The organism is Leifsonia sp. EB41, from assembly GCF_041262565.1.
Lineage (GTDB): Bacteria > Actinomycetota > Actinomycetes > Actinomycetales > Microbacteriaceae > Leifsonia.
Window position 1 is genome coordinate 2,547,908 of sequence record NZ_JBGCCJ010000001.1, and the last position, 21,315, is coordinate 2,569,222.

The 21,315-nt window shown below is 64.6% G+C and carries 14 protein-coding genes; 13 read left to right on the forward strand and 1 reads right to left on the reverse strand.

Annotated features, from left to right (window positions below):
* Window positions 1-52: 52 nt before the first annotated feature.
* The 13 genes from ABH923_RS12620 to ABH923_RS12680 all read left to right on the forward strand — a co-directional run bounded on the left by ABH923_RS12620 (window position 53) and on the right by ABH923_RS12680 (window position 20,512).
* Window positions 53-2,512, forward strand: coding sequence for a hypothetical protein (locus ABH923_RS12620; protein ID WP_370055716.1), 2,460 nt, complete (start codon window positions 53-55; stop codon window positions 2,510-2,512).
* Window positions 2,502-7,166, forward strand: coding sequence for a PA14 domain-containing protein (locus tag ABH923_RS12625; RefSeq protein ID WP_370057358.1), 4,665 nt, complete (start codon window positions 2,502-2,504; stop codon window positions 7,164-7,166). Before ABH923_RS12620 ends, ABH923_RS12625 begins: the two co-directional genes overlap by 11 nt.
* A gap of 8 nt (window positions 7,167-7,174) precedes the next feature.
* The gene (locus tag ABH923_RS12630) at window positions 7,175-7,648 is read left to right on the forward strand and encodes a hypothetical protein (protein WP_370055717.1); all 474 of its coding nucleotides are present in this window, start codon (window positions 7,175-7,177) and stop codon (window positions 7,646-7,648) included.
* Window positions 7,649-8,195: 547 nt separating this feature from the next.
* The gene (locus ABH923_RS12635; RefSeq protein WP_370055719.1) at window positions 8,196-9,221 is read left to right on the forward strand and encodes a LacI family DNA-binding transcriptional regulator; all 1,026 of its coding nucleotides are present in this window, start codon (window positions 8,196-8,198) and stop codon (window positions 9,219-9,221) included.
* A gap of 28 nt (window positions 9,222-9,249) precedes the next feature.
* Window positions 9,250-10,617: an ADP-ribosylglycohydrolase family protein gene (locus tag ABH923_RS12640; protein WP_370055720.1), complete on the forward strand. Its 1,368-nt coding sequence runs from the start codon at window positions 9,250-9,252 to the stop codon at window positions 10,615-10,617.
* A gap of 26 nt (window positions 10,618-10,643) precedes the next feature.
* Entirely contained in the window at window positions 10,644-12,056 is a 1,413-nt protein-coding gene (locus ABH923_RS12645) for an ABC transporter substrate-binding protein (protein WP_370055721.1), read from the forward strand.
* Window positions 12,056-13,009: a carbohydrate ABC transporter permease gene (locus ABH923_RS12650; RefSeq protein WP_370055722.1), complete on the forward strand. Its 954-nt coding sequence runs from the start codon at window positions 12,056-12,058 to the stop codon at window positions 13,007-13,009. The genes ABH923_RS12645 and ABH923_RS12650 overlap by 1 nt, the downstream gene beginning before the upstream one ends.
* Window positions 13,006-13,920: a carbohydrate ABC transporter permease gene (locus ABH923_RS12655; protein WP_370055723.1), complete on the forward strand. Its 915-nt coding sequence runs from the start codon at window positions 13,006-13,008 to the stop codon at window positions 13,918-13,920. The genes ABH923_RS12650 and ABH923_RS12655 overlap by 4 nt, the downstream gene beginning before the upstream one ends.
* Window positions 13,917-14,801, forward strand: a complete 885-nt coding sequence (locus ABH923_RS12660; RefSeq protein WP_370055725.1) for a ribokinase — start codon at window positions 13,917-13,919, stop codon at window positions 14,799-14,801. The genes ABH923_RS12655 and ABH923_RS12660 overlap by 4 nt, the downstream gene beginning before the upstream one ends.
* A gap of 32 nt (window positions 14,802-14,833) precedes the next feature.
* Complete coding sequence (locus ABH923_RS12665) at window positions 14,834-15,799, forward strand: ADP-ribosylglycohydrolase family protein (RefSeq protein ID WP_370055726.1); 966 nt, start codon at window positions 14,834-14,836, stop codon at window positions 15,797-15,799.
* On the forward strand, window positions 15,792-16,859 hold the full coding sequence (locus ABH923_RS12670) for an ADP-ribosylglycohydrolase family protein (protein ID WP_370055727.1): 1,068 nt from the start codon (window positions 15,792-15,794) through the stop codon (window positions 16,857-16,859). Before ABH923_RS12665 ends, ABH923_RS12670 begins: the two co-directional genes overlap by 8 nt.
* 518 nt (window positions 16,860-17,377) lie before the next feature.
* Window positions 17,378-18,799: an alpha-amylase family glycosyl hydrolase gene (locus tag ABH923_RS12675; RefSeq protein ID WP_370055728.1), complete on the forward strand. Its 1,422-nt coding sequence runs from the start codon at window positions 17,378-17,380 to the stop codon at window positions 18,797-18,799.
* Window positions 18,800-18,928: 129 nt separating this feature from the next.
* On the forward strand, window positions 18,929-20,512 hold the full coding sequence (locus ABH923_RS12680; protein ID WP_370055729.1) for a CocE/NonD family hydrolase: 1,584 nt from the start codon (window positions 18,929-18,931) through the stop codon (window positions 20,510-20,512).
* 344 nt (window positions 20,513-20,856) lie between these two features.
* Here ABH923_RS12680 and ABH923_RS12685 read toward each other — a convergent pair whose 3' ends face one another.
* The gene (locus ABH923_RS12685) at window positions 20,857-21,294 is read right to left on the reverse strand and encodes a hypothetical protein (RefSeq protein WP_370055730.1); all 438 of its coding nucleotides are present in this window, start codon (window positions 21,292-21,294) and stop codon (window positions 20,857-20,859) included.
* Window positions 21,295-21,315 lie beyond the last annotated feature (21 nt).

A 21,315-nucleotide genomic window follows, 5' to 3' on the forward strand; every position in this document is an offset into this window, starting at 1 on the left:
GGGACACGTTCCGTCGGCTGACGGCGAGTTTCCGCTGGGGGAGGAAATAGACGTGGGTACTGCTGGTCGCGGTGTGCTGAGCCGCGTTGCAAAGTCGGATCAGGTGAGGATTGCGGCGATAGTAGCGGCCGCTGTTGTGGCAGTGACCCTCTGCGTACAGCCCTTTTCGGTGCCACCGGTGCACGCTGATCAGGCGGCGCAGGCATCTGATGCAAGCGCGCTGCCGCAGCATGTCACGAACGCCGCGACCCCGGGGTCCCCGTTGACGAACGCGGGCGTGCGTCAGGTGGGGGAGCTGCCGTCTGCGCCCGGCAAGCCGAATGGGCTGGCAGGTGAGGCATCGGGTGCTGCCTTTGACCCGAACACGTCGACGGTGTCGTCGCGGTCGCAGTTCGAGACGGTGTTTCAGAACACGGATGGGTCGAAGACGGCGCAGTTCTCGACTGTCCCGTTGAACGTGCAGAAGTCTGACGGTTCGTGGGCCACTGTGAACACGCAGGTCACGAAGGACTCTTCCGGGGACCTCACGGTGGGTAATCATCCGCTGTCGCCGAAGTTCGCCGCGGACTCCGGATCGTCGGCGGGTGACTATCAGGTGACCTCGGATGATCACACCGTGTCCTTCAACCTGGTGGGGGAGAAGGCGGAGCCGGCTGGGCAGGCGACGGCCGCGCAGCGGGAGATCACCGGGGGTGGCGCTGCGTCTTCGGTCGCCTACGACAATGTCGCGTCCAACACCGACCTGACCTATCAGGTGACGCCGGGGCAGGTGAAGGAGACCCTGATCCTGAACGCGAAGCCGTCCAGCGCGAATCCGTCGTATGCGTGGAATGTGCACGCTCCGGGACTGATCTTGGCGCAGGACTCTCTTGGGGATATCACCTTCACGGACGATGTCACCGGCAAGGTCGTGTTCGTCACGCCGGTGCCGGCGATGATGGACTCCTCCGCTGTGGCCGGCCAGTCCTCCGCTGCAATCAAGAACGTGCCTGTCACGCTGACGCAGACGTCGACGGTCGACTGGCAGATGACGTTGACGCCGGACCCTGCCTGGTTGGATGACCCGGCCCGGGTGTATCCGGTGCACCTGGATCCCTCGTTGGCGTCGAACTACGCCAACGACACGCATTCGTTCGAGAACAATGGCACCGTGCTCTCCGGTGTCGCCTATGTCGGAAACTCGCGTGCCGGCGGCGACACGATGTGGCGGACCGTCACGCACATCCCGTATGAGCAGCTGTTCGGCTATCAGGTGCTGACTGCTGACCTGCAGGAGTCGTACGCCGGGGACGGCACCACGAACTCGACCATTGGGATGGTGGATATCGCCACCGGGCAGTCCTACGGTTCAGTGGGCACGGCCTTGTCGCCGATCACGATCTCGGCTGGCACATCCGGGTATGGGGACGCCACCGGTGGCGGGTTGGCGAGCACGCTCGCGTCCTGGGTTAATGCGGGCAGCGCGAACAACTACTTCATGCTGGGTGGGCAGGAGACGGCCGGGGCATACACCTACAAGTCGCTTGGGTTGGAGATGTTCGTCAACTACGAGGCGAAACCGACCGCCGGGTGTTCCCAGGTGTCGGTGCCGGATCCGAACGGCTTCCGACCCTACGACATCGTCGCCGGGGTGCGTGGTCACCGGATCGCACATGCTCGGTCCGGCGACGCCGACGTTCCGTGCCACCTACACGCAGGACGGTGGCAACGGGGGAGCGGCCGTCAACTTCAACTACGCCATCTCCAACTCACAGTCACCGTTCGCGTCCCCGTTGTGGACGACCGGGTGGACCTCGTCACAGCAGGTGCAGATGCCGGCGGGGATCCTGCAACCGAATGCGCCGTACTACTGGCAGACCGAGGTACGAGACGAGTGGGGGACCGTGGCGGTCTCACCGCTTTACGGGTATTACACGTCGTCCAATCCGGTGCAGAACGCCGGGACGACCACACCAGCGAACAACTCGATCGTGGCCACAACCACACCGAAACTCTCTGCCCCAGCGGCTGTGTCCACGAACGGGAACTCGTCTTTGAAGTATGCGTTCCGGATCGCGACCGGCACCGACGGCACCACCGGGCAGGTGATCTTGTCACCGGTGCTGACCACCCCGGACTCCAACGGGATGCTGAACTGGACTGTGCCGCCGAACATCCTCACCGACGGCACTGCGTACAGCTGGACATTGCTGGTCAACGACGGCTACGACGACTGGATACCCTCCGTGCAACATGTCACCGTGAACCTGCGGGTGACCAATCCCGGGCCGGCGCCGACCGACACGGCGGGTCCGGTCAGCGTGAACCTCGCCAACGGCAACGTCTCCACCTCGATCTCGACCCCGACCGTGAACACCGTCGGTGGCCCGATGGGGTACCAGCTGACCTACAACTCGCAGCAGGCCACCAACGCCGGCCTGATCGGGCACTACTGGAACCTCACCGGATCCCCCTCCACCTACTCCTACACCACCCTCCCGCCGGCCTCGCAGACCGCGCTGGTGCGCACTGACCCGCAGCTCGCGTTCAACTGGGGCGCCACCGAGTCCCCCGCCGCGGGAGTGAACCAAACCTACTTCCAGGCTCAGTGGGCGGGGTTCATTTCCCCGCCGGCAGGGTCCTACCAGTTCGGGTTCTCCGCCGACGACGGTGTCGAGCTGAGTCTGAACAACACCCCGGTGATCACCGACCAGTTCAACGCCCACGCCGCCCCCAGCAGCCCGCAGATGGAGACCGCCGCCTCCCAGACACTCGTGGTCTCCGGAACCGGCAACACCCTGACCGCCACTCTGGGCGGCCAGACGGTGCCGTATCCGGTGCCGATCACCGTGAACTATTACCAGATGCACGGGCCCGCCTCGATCTACCTGTACTCGCAGACGACCGGGAAACCGGAAACGGCGCAGCCGATCCTGGCGGATTGGTTCACCCACGCCGTGCAGGCCCTCCCGGATGGGTGGGCCGCGTCCCAGCCGATCATGGGCGACGCCGGCCAGTACGCCAGCGTCAAGAACAACGGCGGCTCCGTCACGGTCACCGACACCAGTGGGGCCACCCACACCTACACCCGCACCAGCACCGGCGGCTACACGCCACCGGCGGGTGAAAGCGGCACCCTCGCCCTCGACGGCAGCGGAGCTCTCGCTCTGACGGGCGCCGACGGCACCGTCTACCGGTTCAACCCGGCCGGTAAGCTCACCTCGGCGACTCCGGCAGTTGATGTCGGGAGCAAACCGGCCACCCCGATCCCCACCTACGTGACCACCTCCACGCTGGAGAACGCGTTGCGTTCATTGTCTGACCCGCTCTCCAACACGGCCACCTCGGGCACCCCGTCGTACGCGCGGGCCGTGTACTTCGCCTACGCAGGCGAGCAATACTCCGACCTGGGCATTCCTGCCAACGCAGGCATCACCGGATCGGGTCCGGTCTGCCTGCCGCCGACCGGTGACGGGTTCGGAAGTGCCCCTTCCGGGATGATGTGCGCGATCGTCTATCCGGACGGCAGCACAACCCAACTGGACTACACCGTGCACGGACAGCTCGGCAAGGTGATTACTCCGGGCGGCGCGACGACCCTGCTCAGCTACAGCTCCGGCACCCAACCCCTCGCTCTCACCGGTGTGTCCACCCCAACCGACACCGACTGGGCCGCCGCGAACAACGCCACCACCCCCCAGACGGTGATCAGCTACGACACCACTGGACGCGCTACCGGAGTCACCCTCCCCGCACCGAACAGCACGACCCCGGCACCGGCGAAGACCTACACCTATGCGGCCGTCCCGCTCACGAACCCCGACGGGTCCACCACCGACGGCACCACCTACGTAGACGTCGCCGGGCTCACCCCGCCCACCGGCGGGATGGGCCACCAGGCCGCGGTTACCTTCGACACCGCGTTGCGGAAAACCTCCGCCACCACCGCCTCCGGGTTGACGACGAAGACGTTGTGGAACAACCACGACAATGTCCTCGCCACCCTGGACGCCAACGGGCACGAGACCTCGACCGTCTACGACACCCAGGACCGCCCCACCGACAGTTACGGGCCCGCACCTGCGTCCTGTTTCGGCGCCACAAGCAGCCTGCCGTTCGGCCCCGCCGGCCAGGACCCCAACAAGGGTCTGGACCCCTCCGACGGGCCCGTGCCACCTGCCAACTGCGCGGCGATGAACGGGACTGCGATCGCGCACACCTCCACCGGCTACGACACCTCCCCCAACGAGGAAGGACTCGCGGCGACGTACTACAACAACCTCACCCTCACCGGGGTCCCGGCCGGGTACGGGCAGATCTACAACATCGTCGGATCAAGCGCGCAACAGATCTGGTCCGGCGCCCCCGCAACCGGGATGGGGACCACGAACTGGTCCGCACAGCTGAACGGGCTGCTCACCTTCACCGGCGGTTCCGGGACCACGTGTCAGAACTGGACCTTCAGCGTCTACACGGACAACACCGTCCAGATCTACTTCAACGATCTCCTCGCCATCAACGGAACCACCACAGGCACCTACTCCTACAACTACTGCGCCCTCCCAGGCCAAGTTGTCCGCTTCCGCGCCGTATACACCCACGCCACCGCGCCCACCCCCACATTGCGGATGGCGTGGGTTGCACCCGGCAGTAGCAGCGCTTACATACCCAACAGCTCGATCGCACCCGCCTACAACCTCGCCACCAGCAGCCAAACGGATGATGCCGCCCCCACCAGTGTCACCGGGGTGACGAACGCGAACGTGCCGTCAGTGAGCTCCGCCACCAGCTACGCCTACCCGTGGTTCGGAACCAACCCCACCAGCACGGTCGACCCCAGCAGACTGGCACTGGCCTCGAAGGCTCTCTCTGAGAGCCCGGGCAATGGATATTTGCGGCAAATGACAACCACGAAACCTGCTGGCGGCACGACAACGACCCTCTACTACGGCGGCACCGACACCGCCACCCTCAACCCCAACGTGTCTTATGGGACGGCTCTGAACATCACAAGCCCAGTGTGCGGAGTGGCACTGAACACACCGCAGGATGGTCTCACAATGTCCGTCACCGGGCCCGCGCCTGCGACGGGTACCGGCACGGCCCTGGTGACCAAGTACATCTATGACAACATGGGCCGTGTCGCTGCCACGTTGGCACCCGGAGACACCACGTGGGCGTGCACAACGTATGACAACCGCGGCCGCGTGCAGAAGCAGACCGTTCCCGCTTTCGGCGCGGACACTACCGGCCGCACCCTCACCTACACGTACAGTGCGGGTGGTTATGACAGCAACGGCAACCAGAGCGGCGACCCGCTCACTGCCACCGTGACCGACTCCACCCAGGCGTCCACTCCGACGCACGGGACGATCACGACCCTGGTGAATCTCGACGGCGGGACGGTCTCGTACACGGACTCGTGGGGAGCCGTCACGACTACCGACTACAACCAGGCGATGCAGGTCACCTCCGCTACGGCGACGCTACCGGACAGCTCGAGCCACACCGAGGCCTACGCCTACAACGCAGACGGACAGGCCACAACCGTTACCGAAGACGGGAACACGATCGCCCAGTCCACGTACACGAACGGAATCCTCACCGCCGTCGCGTACCCGGCCGGGGCCGGAAATGCCGGCAATGGCACCTCCGGCACGTTCACATACGGACCCACAGGCGCGGAAACCGCGGTTGCCTGGGCGTTCGCAGCCGGGCAGACCGGGATCAGCGACACCCACGCGCTGTCGCAATCGGGCCGGATCGTGCAGGACACCATCACCGACGGGACAACCAACTACGTCTCCACCTACGGATACGACACTGCCGGGAGGTTGACCACGGCAAGCGTGCCGTACAACCAGCTGACTTACGGGTACGCCGTCGGCGGCGGGTGCGGCCAGAACGTTACCGCCGGCAACGACGGCAACCGCACCAGCATGACCGACATAACCACCGCGCCGGGAGCGAGCAGTTCGAACCCGACGGTGACGATCAGCTCCTGCTTCGACAACGCGGACCGGCTCACCTCCGACACCGTCATCGGCGTCCCGGCCAGCCCAGACATCGTCATGGGCAACAACCTGACCTCCACCGGAACCGGGGCGAACCTGGTCTACGACTCCCACGGCAACATCACCCAACTCGCAACCGAAACCCTCGGCTACGACGACACCAACCGGCACCTAACCACAACGCTGGCCGATGGGACCACCGTCACCTACCAACGCGACGCGGAAGATCGGATCATCTCGATGACCCAAACTCCCGCCGGCGGAACAGCGACCACAACGCACTACGCATTCGCCGGAGCCGGCGACAGCTCGAGCTTTACACTAACCGCAAGTAACATCGTCCAGGAGCAGACCATCGGGCTAGCTGGTGGAGCTACCGCGTCTATCCGTGCGGGCTCGCAAGTCTGGTCCTACCCTGGTTTGAGCGGACACGACCTCGTAACCACCGATGCGACAGGGACACGCACCGGAAGTCTGGCGCTCTACGACCCGTTCGGCGACCCGATAAACCCGACTACCGGATGCATAGGCACGACCGCTGCGGACACATCCGGGCCGACCAACATCACAACCGCGAACGAGTCCAACGGGTTCGAAGGGTCCCAATCCAAAGCCCTTCTTGCCCTTGATGGCCTAGCCACAATTGAAATGGGCGCACGTCAGTACATCCCCCTTCTGGGACGTTTTCTGTCCGTGGACCCCGTCGCTGGCGGCAACTCGAATGATTACAACTACCCAAACGACCCGATCAACTCGGTCGATCTAACGGGAAGAAGCTTCTGGGGCTGCTCGCAGTACTGTCAGGCCGATTGGAAGAACTTCTACAATATGGGAGTGAGCGGAGTCGAAGCGATTGGACCCAACCTTGCCGGGATCGGTGATTGTGTAGTCGCGCTCGCGTGTGGGGACTTCGATGCCGAATCAATGGCGGACTTCTGGAAATCGGAACGAGAGTGGTGGGACGGTGAGCAGGACATGCTCCTTCACGACGCCCATATCAAAGTGATAGTGGTTGTTCCTGTCCATGCTCTCCCTCCAGCCCCACGACCCGCGCCCCGCAGGGCGACTTCAAACTCGACCAAGTCGCGCGGTCGACCGACTCCCTCTCATGTGCCGGGCCCTGTAGCAGTTGGTGCCGGAAACTACTCAAAACGCACAATCCGATTCTTCTGAGGAACACGATGTCGACCAAACGCGGGCTTCGATGGATGGCGCAATGGCGGGGGGCTCCTGCTGCGATAAAGGGATCTGTAGGAGTTCTCATCGCTACCAGTGCAGTGATGCTTGTTTTCGGCGTCCTAGATGTTGCTTCCGGCGCTGCGCGGCCCTTGTCCAACTCGACTGTTGCTCAGATGACGCAGTCCGGCCGAGATGCCGGCGCTGATTTTGGCGTTGCTTTGATCTTCATCATTTTCAGTCTCGGAATCATGTTGTTGTCGATTCTCCCGGCTGCGCTCGGTGCGCTGATCCTCAACGGGGCGTCTGCGGCACGTATCGTGCTTATCGTTCTTGGACTGTTTCTTCTCGCTCTTGGAGCATCCGCTTCCGATTCGCCGCTGGCGATCGTTGCAGTTCTGCTCCTCGTAGCGGTGGCTCTTTCATTCTTTCGGTCCTCCCGCGCTTACCTTTCAAACAAATCAAGCCCGCTTAACTAGCCGAGCCAAAATTCGCGGCAAAACCCGCGATCTGAATTCCGTTGGGTTGGGGCCAGGTCGACTCCGTTCCGTCACACAGCAACCGTGAAGGATTAGGGATTTGCCCACATTTTGCCCACAGATGAACGAGATCCAAATAGATCCAATGAGATCGTAAGTGATCCAAATAGATCTTGTGATCAGGACTATTTGACAAAAGGCCGGGAACTTCAGGTCAGTCTCATAGAGTTCAAATCCCTCCGTCTCCGCCGATCGAAACCCCCGGAAGCTCAACGATTTCGGGGGTTTTTCAGGCTCAGAATCGCCCCCCACAAACCCCACCACTCATTTCAAGGCGGCGTCATCGAGCCGTGCCGAAACGTCGTCCACGTCATCGTCGAAGAGGTCAGCGTGGATATCGAGAGTCATCGCTGCGCCGACTGAAGCCAACAGGTTTGCGTTGGTCTGATATCCACTTGACACCTCTGGCTAGACCGCTCATAATGATCCGGCTTAGCCGCAAAATCGTTTTATATAAAACGATTCGGAACAAGGAGACAACGGAGTCATGACGCTGGAAGTGGGTCTGAAAGAAGTCGCCATTCGTGCGGGTGTGAGCCCGGCGACTGCCTCGAACGCGCTCTCCGGAACGCGCCCGGTGGCGGAGGCGACGAGACGGCGGGTCTTCGCCGTGGCCGAAGAGTTGAACTATCGCCCGAACCTCGTGGCGCGCGGACTGCGCCGGCAGGAGACCAGGACGATCGCTCTCCTCGTCGCCGACATCGCGAACCCGTACTACCCGGCGGTCGCACGCGCCATCCACGACCGGATCGGCGCTCACGGCTACGTCTCCTTCATCGGCAACACGGACGGTGACCCTCAGGCCGAGGTCCGCGTGCTCGAGGAGATGCGATCGCGGAGCGTCGACGGCGTCATCATGAGCACGATGGCCTTGTCGCCGGAGCAGATCCGGAGTGTGGTCGGCCCGACGATGCCTCTGGTGCTCATCACCGGCGAATGGGTGGAGACCCCCAAACACGAGGTTCGCGCGCTCCGTGCCGACGAGGTCGGCACGGACGATGCCATGGGTATCCAGGAGGCCGTCGGCCACCTCCGCTCCAAGGGTGTCACCGAGATCGGATACATCAGCGGGCCGGCCGACTCCGTTCCCGGCGCTGGACGGCTCGAACGCTTCCGATGGGCGATGGTCGACTCCGGGCTCCGCGTCGTGGACGAGTGGGTCGAGCACGCCGCCGGCTACACGCTGGAGGCCGGCTACGAGGCGGCCGACAGGCTCCTCTCTCGCGCAGTCCGCCCAGCAGCGATCATGTGCGCCAACGACCTCATCGCCATCGGCGTGCTCGAAGCCGCGCGCGACAACCAGCTGAATGTGCCCGACGACCTCGCCGTGATCGGCTTCGACGACATCCCCACCGCGAAGCACGTCAGCCCGCGACTGACCACCATCATCAACCCCGCCACCCTCGTCGGCTATGCCTGCGCGGATGCCCTCATGCGCCGGATCGAGCGCCCCGATCTCCCCTTCGAGCACACCGCGCTGCCGACCCACCTGGTCGCGCGGGGCTCGGCGTGACCGTCACCAAGAGAAAGAAGCACGCAACGTGACCAACACTGACGTCTCGGCGACCGTCGAACTCAGCTCCGACTACCAGTCCAAGTTCTTCAACGCCCTCACCCCGACGGACCTCCTGCACGACGAAGTCGTCCAGCGTCGAGAGACAGGCTACGACGTCGACGCGTTCGTCGAGGAGGCGAATCGCACGGACCCGCGCGACAGCGCCGCCGTCCTCGACATCGTCGACCGGATGGAGACAGCCGAGCGCCTTCCCGGCTGGGACTACGTCGAGCCGGACGCCCTCGCCGACATCGAGGCAGCACTCGGGGAGCAGCCCCGGGCGAAGTCGCTCCCCGATCTCACCCTGCGTGACAAGATCAACGCCGCCTGGTTGGGCCGCATCGCCGGATGCAATGTCGGCAAGCCGGTCGAATGGGGCAGCCACTGGACGTCCGAGCACATCCGCGACTACCTGATCCTCGCGGACGCCTACCCGCTGCGGGACTACGTGCCGGTCCTCGACCCCATGCCCGCGGGCTTCGCGCTGACGGAATGCTGGCCGGAGACCACCCGCGGAAACGTCAAGGGCTCCGCCCGCGACGACGACATCGACTACCCGATCCTCGCCCTCCACCTTCTAGAGACGCACGGTCGCGCGCTCCGAGCGGAGGACGTCGGCGCGGCGTGGACGCGGCTGTTCCCCATCGAGCAGGTCTTCACGGCAGAGCGCGCTGCGTACCTCAACCTCGTCGAGGGATTCACCGGTGCCGATGTCGCGAGGAGGCGCAACCCGTACCGGGAGTGGATCGGCGCGCAGATCCGCGGCGACGTCTTCGGCTACGTTCACGCAGGAAACCCGTGGGCAGCGGCCCGCGCCTCCTACCAGGACGCATCCCTGTCCCACGTCGGCAACGGGATCTACGGAGAGATGTGGGCCGCAGCCCTCGTCGCCGCCGCGTTCACCGCAACGTCGGCGCAGGAAGCAGTCGAGCAGTCGCTGGCCGTCGTCCCGCCGCAGTCCCGGCTCGCCGAAGCCCTCCGGCACGTGCTCGCCCTGCGGGCGTCCGACGTCACCTGGGATGAGGCGCTCGCCGAGATCCAGGGAGCATACGGGCACTACTCCTGGGTCCACACCATCAACAACGCCGCCGCCGTCGCCACCGCACTGCTCTGGTCCGACGACGACTTCGTCACCGGCGTCGGCCGAGTCGTCATGAGTGGGTGGGACACCGACTCCAACGGCGCGACCGTCGGCTCCGTCCTCGGGGTGCTCCTCGGAACACGGAACCTTCCCGAACACCTCATCGCGCCCCTCGAGAACCGAACCCGCTCTGCGCTGTTCGGTTTCGACAACTCCGTGATCTCCGACCTGGCCGACCGGACCACGACCCTTGCACTCAACGGCCTGAAGTAATCCGAAACCGAGAGAAAGAGACGAAGATGCCTCGCACCATCCCCCCGACGCACCGCAGCGCCTCCCGCCGCCGGCTCCTGACAGCCGGAGCGATCGCGGTCGCCGTAGCCGCAACCCTTGCGGCTTGCACCTCCAGCAGCTCCACCGCGAACACGAGCGGTGACCCCAACGGCCAGATCCAGTACTGGTTCGCGCCGAACACCCCTGACGCGAAGGGAGTTGCCGACTTCACCACGTACAACATCACGCCCTTCAAGAAGCAGTACCCGAACGTCAACCTGCAAGCAGTTCAGAAGAACGTCAACACCATCAACCAGCAGATCCAGGTCGCCCTGTCGGCGAGCAAGGGACCCGACATCGTCACGGCGTCTGGTATCACCAACCAGATCACGTACTCGAAGGCCGGCTACCTCACCGACCTCAGCTCGTTCGCCGACGCGAACAAGTGGAGTGACACGCTCCTACCCTGGGCGCAGGAAGTCAGCAAGGTCGACGGCAAGATGGTGACGCTGCCGCAGGGGTATGAGACGCTGATCATGTACTACAACAAGACGCTCTTCGAGAAGAACGGCTGGACGCCGCCGACGAACCGCCAGGAGCTGGAAGCTCTGGCCGCCAAGATGGAGGCCAAGGGCATCACTCCCTTCGCGGCAGGCAACTCCGACTACCCAGCCGGAACGGAGTGGTACGTCAGTGCCTTCTTCAACGACGTTGCGGGTGCCGCGACAGTGCACGATGCGCTCACCGGGAAGATCGACTTCACCGACAAGCGGTTCGCCGACTCGATCAACCTGATGAAGGACTACTGGGACAAGGGCTGGTTCGGCGGCGGCGTGAAGAAGTACTTCTCCACCACCGACCCGCAGAAGTACACGCAGTTCGCCAGCGGCCAAGCCGGGATGTACATCTCCGGCTCCTGGGAGTTCGTGACGCTCCCGGACTACTTCAAGAAGGCGAACAGCGAGTTCGACTGGGCTCCGCTTCCGTCGCTCGCCGACGGTGTCCCGGTGACGTACCCGCTGTCCATCGGCAACACCCTCTCGGTGAACAAGAGCACCAAGAACGCGTACGCAGCGGAAAAGTACCTGGACTGGAACCTCAAGGACACGAAGACCATGTGGGCCCAGGTCGCGGCCACCGGCGCCGACGCGATGCCGGTGAACATCAAGCCGTCGGACATCCCCTCCAATGTCGACCCGCGCATCGCTCGGCAGTACTCCGAGCTCGCGAAAGCCAGTGAGGCCGGCGCCGTCGGTTACACGACCTGGACGTCCTGGGGCGGGTCCTCAGACCAGTACATCGTCGACAACACCGACAAGGTGCTGAACGGGAGCCTGTCGACCTCGGACTACCTCAACGGTCTGAGCGCCGCGTTCAAGGACGACGCCAAGAAGGGCAACCTCCCGACCGTCTACTCGACAGGAAAGTCGCTGGGCTGATGAGTTCCACTCTGATGACGGGTACGGCATTCGAAGCCGCGGGCGAGGAGAGGATCCTCGCCCGCGGGCGCCGTCGTCGTGCGAGGCGTCGTAGTGCTGTGACGGGTTTGCTTTTTCTGGCGCCGGCGTTGGTTTTGAATCTTCTGGTGATCGGTGGTCCGTCGATCTCGAATTTGTATTATGCGTTCACTGACTGGTCGGGGTTGGGGCCGGCGAAGTTCAATGGGCTGGATAATGCGGTGCGGTTGTTCCATGATCAGGGTTTCTGGAACGCGTTGGAGCACAACTTCATCTACATGGTGTTCTTCCTGACGGTGCCGATCGTGATGGGTCTTTATGGTGCGTTCGCGTTGTCGCGGGTGCGGCGTGGTGCGGCGCTTTTCCGGGTGCTCTTCTTCATCCCGTATCTGATCGCCAGCGTCGTCAACGCGGCGATCTGGAAGAACATTCTGGACCCGCAGGCGGGTCTTGCTGCAGCGTTGGACAAGGTCGGTATCCATTGGCTGGATAACGTCTATTTCTTCGGCGACCCGAATCTTGCCCTCGGCAGTGTGATGTTCGTCGATAACTGGCATTTCTGGGGTTTCCTTGTCGTGCTGTTCCTCGCGGCGACCACGAACATCGACGGTTCCCGTTACGAGGCGGCACGCATCGATGGTGCGAACGCGTGGCAGGAGTTCTGGCACGTCACGTTGCCGGGTATCCGGCCGACGCTCGCGTTCGCGCTGACCATGATCTCGCTCTGGTCGCTTCTCGCCTTCGACTACGCCTATGCGCTCACCGGCGGCGGCCCGGCCGGATCCAGCGACTTGGTCTCGCTGCTGGTCAACCGGACGGCGTTCGGAGCGAACGAAGCCGGATACGCCGCCTTCATGGGCCTCACCATGTCGGCTCTGGGCGGAATCCTCGTCATCATCATCGGACTACTGCGCCGCAAGGGGGACGAATCATGACCTCGGCAACCAACACCTCGCACGTGATCGCTCAGACATCGCACCCGCGACGCCGGCGCCGCTCGAGGGACGCTCTCGACTCGCGGCCCGGTGGGCTCAAGCGGGCTCCGATCTCGGTGTTCGTACTGACCCTTCTGGCGCTGTTCGCGATCCTGCCGGTCGTGGTGCTCGTCCTGAACGCGTTCAAGTCGGACACCGAGCTGGCGACGAACCCGATCGGGCTGCCGTCGTCGTGGGACTTCTCCAACTTTCAGACGGCGTGGACCCAGGGCGGTCTCGGGCAAGGGTTGGGCAACAGTGTGATCCTTGTGTTCGGCACGATCATCGGTGTGTGGATCTGCGCGGGGATGGCGGCTTACGCGCTCGCCCGGCTGCGCGTGCCGTTCAAGCGGGGGATCTCGTTCTATCTGCTGATCGTCATCTCGCTGCCGGCTCAGATGTTCCTGGTCCCGTTGTTCTTCCTCTGGACGAACCTCGGGCTCTACGACAACCTGTTCGGGCTGATCCTGATTTACACGGCCCTGAACGTCCCGTTCGCGACCCTGCTGCTGGAGACCTTCTTCGCCGGGATCCCCGCAGAGCTCGATGAGGCAGCGCGCCTCGACGGCGCGAACGAGTGGCAGGTCGCGACGAAGGTCATGCTCCCGCTGGCGCGACCTGGCTTCCTCACCGCCGGTCTCGTCGTCGGACTGGCCGTCTATGGTGAGCTGTTCTTCGCGGTGATCTTCATCTCCTCGCCGAACAACCTGCCGATCTCCACCGCTTTCCTCACCTTCCAGCAGGGCTTCACCCGGCTCTATGGCGTCACCGACGCCGCCGGGCTGATCATGATCATCCCCGTGATCCTGCTGTTCCTGCTGATGCAGCGCAACTTCATCAGCGGTCTGGCATCCTCCGGGGTGAAGGGGTGAGCGGCAGAGTCACCGTCGTCGGCAGCGCGAACGTCGACCTCGTCACCCGTGTCGAACGCATCCCCGCCCCGGGAGAGACCGTCACCGCCGAATCGTTCAACATCTACGCAGGAGGCAAAGGACTCAACCAAGCCATCGCCGCCCAACGCGCCGGCGCCCAGACAGAATTGATCGCCGCGGTCGGGAGCGACAGCTACGCGCAGGTGCTCATCGATACGGTCGCCGGCGAGGGTATGGACGACACTCTGTTGAGACGTGAGCCCGGCAGCACCGGCACGGCGTTCGTCACCACCGACGCGACCGGCGAGAACAATATCGTCATCGTCCCCGGCGCGAATGGGCGGCTTCGCCGCCTGACCGACGCCGAGCGGGACTGCATCCGGCGAGCCGACGTCCTCGTCTGCCAGCTCGAAGTGCCGACCAGCGCAGTCGAAGACGCCGTCACCACCGCATGGGAGGCAGGAACAGCAGTCGTACTGAACCCGACTCCCGTTCGCCCGGTCCCGGCTGCGATCCTCGCCGCCGTCGACGTACTCATCGTCAACGAGCACGAGGCCGAGCAACTGCGCGTCGACGAGCTTCCGGTTCCCTGCGTCCTCACCACGCTCGGCCCCAAGGGAGCGACGCTTCGGATCCGGGGCGAGCGGACGATCCAGGTGCCCGCCAGAAGGACGATCGCCATCGACACGACCGGCGCCGGCGACACCTTCGTCGGAGCATTCGCTGCAGAGATCGCGCGAGGGATCGGCTACGCGGAGGCGGCCACCCGAGCGAATGTCGCTGCTTCCCTCTCCGTCGAGGAAGAGGGCGCCGTCCCATCCATCCCGACCAGGCAAGCCGTCGACGACGCGCTGAGCGTGGAGAGAGTAGAGAACCAGTGAACGAGGGAACACGGAATCGAATCCGTGGAGCGGTGCTCGGACAAGCCATCGGAGACGCGCTCGGCGCGCCGACCGAGGGCATGACCCGCGCAGGAATCCGAGAGCAATTCGGTCGGGTGACCGACTTCCTGTCCGATGACCCGGCGGGAACCGACGACACGGAGTACGCGGCCCTGACCGCGCAGATCCTGCTCGAATACGGCACCGCCGTGTCGCCGTCGGACGTCGCCCGCGAGTGGACCGCTGCGCTCGTCGACCAGGAGACGCCGTTCGACGGCGGTGGATTCTCCGAGATGGATGCGATCCACAACCTCGCCAAGGGCCTGCTGCCGCCGGCGACGGGATCCGACAACCACGAACTGTGGAGCGACGGTTCGGCGATGCGGGTCGCGCCGATCGGGGCGTTCGCCGCGGGTGACCCTGGGGAGGCGGCACGTCTGGCCGGCATCGACGCACAGGTCAGCCACGCCCTGGACGGGATCTGGTGCGGTCAAGCTGTCGCCGCTGCCACCGCAGCGGCCATCACCGCGAGCGAGTGGCGGGAAGTCGTCCAAGCCGGCATCGACGCGACTCCGGAGGACTCCTGGTCCCGGCGCATGATCGATAAGGCTCTTGCCGTGGCTGCGAGTCCGGGAACGGCGGAGGAGCGTCTCGACGAACTCGAGCGCCGTGTCGCGATCTTCCACTACCCGTGGGCGGATGTGGCGCCCGAAGCGACCGCTCTCGCATTCGGGGTGTTCGCAATCGCGGAAGGCGATTACGTCGAAGCCGTCCTCGGCGGGGTGAACATCGGTCGCGATGCCGACACCATTGCCGCGATGGCCGGTGCAATGGCGGGCGCGCTCAACGGAGTCGACGCTATTCCGGCCAGATGGACGGATCGCCTCGGGCCTCTGCGTGGCAGCTGCATCGCTGCGATGGCCGGCGTGGATCTCTGGAAACTCGCGGACCGCATCGCCGACTCCGTCGATGCACGAAAGGCACTTACCAATGTCTGAACTTCTCTCTCGTGCTTGCGGAGCATTCTCTGGCCTGGCTGCCGGCGACGCATCCGGCTTCCCGTCCCGTTACCACCGGATGACACGCGCGTCGTTCCGGCGCGGTCTGCTGTGGAGTCAAGCGGTGGAGATGGACGACCAGCTCATCAACAAGTTCCCCTTGCCGTTCACGCTTTCAGCACCTCTAGCAGCGGAGACATTCGCCGCGACGGATGATGCCGAGCAGGCAGCGCTCGGAGGTGCGATCCTGCTTCGCGCGCTCGCCAACCGCGCAGCTCCGTCCGACGCGGTCCCGGAGACCTGGGAGCTGTACTCCGCATGGCAGCAGATCGTCCTGCCTCAGGCCGATGACTACTGGGGTTCTGTCGCAGACCGTTCCGCGATCCTCAACAGTCTCGAAGGCCTCAAACCGCCGGCGACAGGGACGGACAATCCGCACTTCTACGACGACTCATCCGTGGCCCGTTCGCTTCCGATCGGCGTGGCGTTCGCAGGACGACCGTCGGACGCAGCCGATGTCGCGAGGCGGCTGGCTTCGATCACCAACGCGGGCGTAGGAATCGACGCGGCCGCGTCGTTCGCGAGCGTGATCTCATCGACCGTCGGTGGAGGCACATTGCGAGACGCGATCGCGGAAGCAGAATCGGAGATCGACCCCGAGACCTGGCTCGGTCGTAAGCTCCAGCTCGCGGAATCGATCTTCGCGGACGCGGGGTCGCTGATCGGTGCCATCCCGGCCTGGAACGATGAGGTCGCCAATCTCGAGTACAACTTCGGAAATGTGGCCGCCGAGACGCTTCCGCTCGCTCTCGTGATCGCTCGCGAAGCGCATTCGTTCGCGGAGGCCATCGGGATCGCCAACCTCATCCCCAAGCAGGCCGACACGATGCCGGCGATGGTCGGGGCGATGGTCGGCGCGACGCACGGCTTGACCGCCATTCCTGTCACGTGGCGTGAGCGCGTCGATACTCTTCGCGGCTACTGCGTTCCTTCCACCGCCGGCCTTCGGCTTCAGGATCTGGCCGAGGAGCTCGTCGGTCTCGCACAAGTGACGTCCTAGTGACCTCGAGCCGACCCGTCGGCCGGTCCGAGAGGAGCCCTGCCCCCGAGGGAGGACGTCCTGAGGGAGTGTGGAACACGGCGAAACAGAAGTAGCTGGTTCCTGCGGTGGAGTCATCGCCACCGCGCACGAGGGGCCGCGCCGTTGCGCGCGGCCCCTCTCCATACCGTTCAGTGTGCGGGTCGCGCGCGGCCAAGCAGTTCCAGCCGGGTCAGTCGGACTCTTGACAGACGCGAACCGTGACCTCAATACTTGTGCAGCCTTAGCCGATAAAACGTTTTAGATATAACGTTTTAGACGGTTTAGGCGTCTGAATCCGAGAGCAACTGACGACGATGCCGCGCCTCACGACCTTCGAGGTGGCGCGCGGGAGGCGAGGTGACGAAGTAGCACCCACACCGGATATGAGCCTTTCATCGATTCGAACAATGGAGTGAGATTCAATGCCAAGACCCAAACTACGAGCCGCACTCGCTGCGTCCCTGGCCGCAGCATTGCTGGTCACCGGGGCTGTCACGGTGTCGGCACCCGCAGCCGCAACACAGCCGCCTGCATCGCAGACCGCGAAACCGATACAGCAGAGCACGGACTTCCAGAACCTCAACGGCTTCATGTGGTTCTACAACACGTACTTCGACTACAAGTACACGGACATCACCAAGAAGCTCGATCAGTTCAAGGCAAGCGGGATCCGGGTACTGGGATTCTTCAGCCCGTATGACGGTGACAAGACGCTGTGCGCCGGGTGCGACCCGCTCGACTTCTACTCGGTATCGCCGCAGAACGGGACCATCCAGGACTGGAAGAACCTCGTCGCTCAAGCCCACAAGCGCGGGATGAAGGTCGTCTCCTACTTCGTCAACATCTACATGGACGAGAACTCGCAGTTCTTCCAGAATGCGCAGCAGCAGTACGCGGCAGGGGACCGGACGTCTCGTGAGGTGAGTTCGTTCACCTGGACGACGAACCCGAACGACCCGCTCCCGTCGCTCAGGATGGGGCCGCCATGGGCGAGCAGCTGGGAGTGGAGTGCCACTGCGGGCGCCTACTACTGGAAGCTCTGGTTCGGACCGGGATTCAACTGGGACCAGCCCACGAGCGTCGCCGAGGTGAAGCGTTTTGAGGAGTTCTGGCTCGACACGGGCATCGACGGGTTCATGTGGGATGTCGGGCGGCTCGACTCGCGCTTCCAGGAGGCCGCCGTCACTCTGCCGAAGACCTATACGACGAACGACAAGTGGCTGACGTTCGAGACCTCGGGCGCGACGAACGCGCAGGCGCTGCATGCTTTCGGCTTGAACTCGTGGTTCAACTACAGCGATCAAGGCAACTGGACGAACGATTACACGCGCCTGGTCAATGGCCAGATCGACGTAAACGGGCTCGAGACCCAACTCGAGAACTCGGACTACGCTCGATCCGTCGGTGCGACCACCCACGCCTGGACGATCGCAGCCGACGACGACGCCAACCTCGCCGATCACGACTACCCGTCGTATCCGAATGACGAAGTGCAGCGGGTTCAGGAGGCGGCGCTGCTCGCCGGCTCCGGCATCCTCTACGGTTCGCCGATGTACGACCAGTACATCCGCTGGTCGCCGACCGTCCGGGCGAACTGGGATCGCGTGCTGAGCACAGTGAACGACAACAAGGCGCTCCTGCCCGCAGCGAGTCGTGACCGGGTCCCCGCGGGCCCATCCGCCACCGCGTTCGCGGAGCGCCGCACCAGCGAGGACGGCAAGCAGACCGCGCTGCTCGTGTACAACTTCAGCCCGACCCCCGCGACGGTCACCGTCGACCTGACGGGGACCGGAATCGACCTGAAGCAGCAGCCGAAGGACCTCTACAACGGCGGCAAGGGCGCGAAGATCGACGGCGCCGCGTACAGCGTCAGCCTGCCCGGATACGGCTTCACCATGCTGGAGGTGAAGACCACGTAGCGAACGACGCGTGGGCAGCGGGCCGGTCCCGCTGCCCACGCAATCGTGAGGCGCCGGCGACCAGCCGGATCCCCATGACGCCGACGGAACGACGTCGACAGCATCACCCGACCACAAGGAGAGACTCCGGTGCTTCACGAGGTGTCCAGCGACGACCTGAACGCGATGCAAGAGGTGATCGGACCGTTCGGCCCGGCACGGGTCGGCCGCGAAGACGTCACGGTTCAGACGCTCGACGGAGCGGTCCTTCACGGCACCGTCACCCGGCCGATCGTCGACGAAACGCTTCCCGCGATCCTGATCCGTACACCGTACGGCCGGGCGGAGCTCGACGCCGCGGCGGCATTCCTCGCCTCCCACGGTTACGCCGTCCTCGTGCAGGACACCCGCACGTCCACCTCGTACTTCCACGAAGCCGGAGACGGCCGAGCAGCGGCAGACTGGATCGAAGAGCAATCCTGGTTCGACGGGAACCTCATGCTCACCGGGTTCAGCTACCTCGGTTTCACCGCCTGGGCGACAGCATCGACCCGGCCGGCCTCCCTGCGAGCAATGGCGATCGCCGAATACAGCTCCGACCGGGTAACGGCGTGGTATCCGGGAGGTGTTTTCACGCTCGACCAAGCCTTGACCTGGTCGGTCGAGAACGAACCAGGAGGCTCGGCCGCGCCGCCACGACTAGAGGACTTCGCACATCTGCCCCTGAGCGACGCCGACCGGGCGGCAACGGGATCGACGCTCCCCTTCTATCAGGAGCGTCTCGAGTTCGGCGCGGACTCTCCCCACTGGGCGCCGATCGACTATTCGCACATTGCCGAGAGCGTCTCGATCCCCGTTCTGCTCTTCGACGGTTGGTACGACTACCACCGCATCCCCATTCTCCAGGACTTCGAACGCCTGGGGAGCGCCGGAGTCCCTCGGCGACTCGTCGTCGGGCCGTGGACCCACAACCCCCTGGAAATACGCACGTTCTTGGAAGAAGTGGTGGCCTGGTTCGACGTGCACGTCAGAGGCAAGGGCGGGACGCCGCCCGAGGCTTCGTTGTTCGACACCGGTGCTGGCGCCTGGGTCGACTACACCGAATGGTCGGACGACATTCCAACGCGGACCTTCTACGCGGCCGCAGGCAACCAGCTTCACGACAGCGCACCGCCGCACGCAACCGACATCGGCTGGACCTACGACCCGTCGAACCCGACCCCGGCGATCGGGATCACCGCGTTCGGCGGTCTCGATGCCGGCGGCCCCCACGACAACCGAGCCCTCATCGATCGTCCCGACGTGATCACGTTCACGACCGCCGCATTGGCGGCCGACCTCCGCACCGCCGGGCGTGTCTCAGCCCACGCGACAGTCCGCGCCGACGCATCCAGCGTCGACCTGTTCATCCGCGTCCTGGACCTGACGCCATCCGGGGAAGCGTTCAACGTCTGCGAGGCGATCCGTCGGATCACCGATCCGGCGCTTCAGGCAGAAGACGGGGTGGTCGTGGACATCGATCTCGGCCCGATCGTGCACCGGTTCGGCACGGGCCACGCTGTCGGCGTCCTCGTCGCAAGCGGTGCGTACCCGTACTACGACCGCAACCTCGGATACGGAGACGCGCCGCGGGATGCGATCCGATCCAGGATCACGCATCCGGTGATTCAGGCCGGTGGCAGCGGCGGCCTGTCGATCACCTTCTCCGACCACCCGGTCACCGTCACCGACTGAGGGTTCGAGCAAGGGCGTCGCAGACAGTGAACAAGGTCGCTGGCATTGAACCAGTGTGATCTCGTGCACGGCCGCGGCGATTGCCGACCTCCGGGGCGGGAAACGTCTTGTGGTCGGCGTATGCGGCCCCTCAGGGTCCCGTGGACAAGCTCCACTAGGTCGACGGCGGTAGCCAGGCGTCCGCGCGGAGCCCCACAGTTTCCGTCTTCGCCACGAGAGTACTGATCAACCACCTACTGCCGTACAGAGCCATCGTTGCATTGATCACGCACGGTCAACGCGCCCTGAGCATCTAGCACGCACTGGCATCGCGGAGTGGACGCAGGCGGCCGGCTCTCCCGCCTTCACTCGACCACGAGCGGCTTCCAGTACCCGGCGCAGGAGGCGCCGTCCTCGAAGTCGTCGTAGGGGCTGCCCGTGACGGAGACGACCGCGTCCCCGAGCGGGAACGTGGACGGGACGATGATGTGGGCCTGGAACCGGCCGTCCGCGGCGACCTCGACACGCTGGGGCGGCGTCCGCACCTCCCGATGCTGCAGCACGACCTCGTACGTGTGGGCCGGCGGATAGGGGAGCCGGCACGCGGCGGCGTCGCTGGAGAGCACCACCTCGTCCCCTGGATGTGCGACGCCCGGCTGGAGGTGCAGCGGTGCGGGCAGGCAGGCGATCGGTGGAGGAATGATGCCGGTCGACTGGGCCTGCGCCACGAGCGCGACCGTACCGAGCGCGGCGGCAGCCGTCAGCACGGTCGCCGCGGCCGTGACCAATCCCCGTCGACGCATGACCACATCCTGGCCGACGCG

Coding starts and splice junctions, on each gene's coding strand:
- ABH923_RS12635 (WP_370055719.1), top strand. CDS start 8,196: ATGACGCTGGAAGTGGGTCTGAAAGAAGTCGCCATTCGTGCGGGTGTG.
- ABH923_RS12670 (WP_370055727.1), top strand. CDS start 15,792: ATGTCTGAACTTCTCTCTCGTGCTTGCGGAGCATTCTCTGGCCTGGCT.
- ABH923_RS12650 (WP_370055722.1), top strand. CDS start 12,056: ATGAGTTCCACTCTGATGACGGGTACGGCATTCGAAGCCGCGGGCGAG.
- ABH923_RS12655 (WP_370055723.1), top strand. CDS start 13,006: ATGACCTCGGCAACCAACACCTCGCACGTGATCGCTCAGACATCGCAC.
- ABH923_RS12685 (WP_370055730.1), bottom strand. CDS start 21,294: ATGCGTCGACGGGGATTGGTCACGGCCGCGGCGACCGTGCTGACGGCT.
- ABH923_RS12630 (WP_370055717.1), top strand. CDS start 7,175: ATGTCGACCAAACGCGGGCTTCGATGGATGGCGCAATGGCGGGGGGCT.
- ABH923_RS12645 (WP_370055721.1), top strand. CDS start 10,644: ATGCCTCGCACCATCCCCCCGACGCACCGCAGCGCCTCCCGCCGCCGG.